Below are 1,541 nucleotides of genomic sequence, written 5' to 3' on the forward strand. Positions count from 1 at the left end.
GGCCTCGATGCCGTGGCCCGAATAATAGATGACGGCGACATCGGCACCTTCGGCATCGTCGACAAAGCCTTCGAGATCGCGCCGCAATTTGCGCGCGTCGCGGTTGGTGGCCACAGTCGTCTCGAAGCCGAGCTTGTCGAACATTTCCTCGATGGCGCGAGCGTCATTTTCCGGATTGGGCAGTTTGCCGACATGATGATAGTCGGACTGGCCGATGATCAGCGCGATCCCTTTCAGCGCCTTCGGCTCCTCGGCGTGAGCCGGGACCAGCGCGCACAGGCACAGCACCAGTGCCGCGGCAAACGCCACGCAGATGCGCATCCTTTCGACTGTCATTCGCCCAAACCGCATCGCCCACCCCTGAACCCGCAAGGCGCGATCTTCCCCAGGGAGATGGCATCATGATGGCCGGCGCATGGCAAGGCCCGGGACGAACGGTGTTCTTGTCGTGAGGTGCAGATGCCGGCTGGTTTTCACGCCGTGAGCAGGTAGTCTTGAGCAAAAGTGGCCGTTCCGATGCGCACGCTGGCGACAGATTCGGCCCGAAAAGCTTCAGGGGAGGTTGCGATGACGGACTTTACACCAAAATTCGATCTGGCCGGCAAGGTGGCGCTGGTCACCGGCGCCTCACGCGGCATTGGCCGCGCCTGTGCACTGGCTTGCGCCGGCTCCGGCGCCGACATGATCGTCGGCGTGCGCAGCAAGACCGACGGGTCGGAGCTTGTCGCCGAGATCGAACGCATCGGCCGGCGGGCGCTAGCCGTGCAGATGGATGCGACCGATCTCGCCACGGTGCGCAAAGGCGTCGCCGACGCGCATGCCGCCTTCGGCCGCATCGACGTCCTGGTCAACAATGTCGGGCTCGGGCCGGAAAACCTGGCGGAAAACGTCACCGAGGAGGATTTCGACCTGACGGTCAACGTCAACCTCAAGGGCACGTTCTTCACCACCCAGGCGGTCGGCAAACTGATGATCGCGCAAAAAGGTGGGCGCATCATCAACATCAGCTCTCAGGCCGGCACGGTGACGCTGAAGGGCGAGGCGATCTACTGCATGACCAAGGCGGCGATCAACCATCTGACGCGCTGCCTGGCCGCCGAGTGGGCGCAGCATAAGATCGCCGTCAACAGCGTGGCGCCGACCTTCATCTGGACCGACGGCACACGCCCCTCGCTCGCCGAACCGGACTTCCACGCCCATGTGCTCGGCCACATCCCGCTCGGCCGCATCGGCGACCCGATCGATGTGGCGGGAACCGTGGTGTTCCTCGCCTCGCCGGCGGCGTCGCTGATCACCGGGGCGAACATACTGGTCGATGGCGGCTGGTCGGTGGCGTAGGCCCCTGCCGCCCCCTATTTGAAGCTGGCGATGGGCAGGAATTTCACGGCCGACCCAGTGAAGCGGCGGTGATCGGATTTCTGTCCTCGCGGCTGGAAACCGTCGAGATAGACCTGCTGCGGCGCCGTGCGGATGAAATTGGCGGCGATGACGGGCGCCGCCGCTGATCCGGCCCCGCCAGCGATGCCGCGACCAGTTGACGC

2 protein-coding genes and 1 pseudogene are annotated in these 1,541 nt (G+C 64.7%); 1 reads left to right on the top strand and 2 read right to left on the bottom strand.

Going from position 1 to position 1,541, the window contains the following annotated elements:
* A partial coding sequence (locus AC1DX0_RS35730) for a caspase family protein (RefSeq protein ID WP_477359184.1) occupies positions 1 to 336 on the bottom strand: 336 nt, incomplete at its 3' end.
* A 231-nt stretch (positions 337 to 567) separates the two neighbouring features.
* Between AC1DX0_RS35730 and AC1DX0_RS35735 the strand changes: the two genes are divergently transcribed.
* Positions 568 to 1,338, top strand: coding sequence for an SDR family NAD(P)-dependent oxidoreductase (locus AC1DX0_RS35735; protein WP_477224014.1), 771 nt, complete (start codon positions 568 to 570; stop codon positions 1,336 to 1,338).
* 14 nt (positions 1,339 to 1,352) lie between these two features.
* Here the strand turns inward: AC1DX0_RS35735 and AC1DX0_RS35740 are convergent.
* Positions 1,353 to 1,541 (bottom strand): annotated as a pseudogene (locus AC1DX0_RS35740) (DUF882 domain-containing protein); the annotation flags it as partial.

The organism is Mesorhizobium sp. P3_A9, from assembly GCF_056402975.1.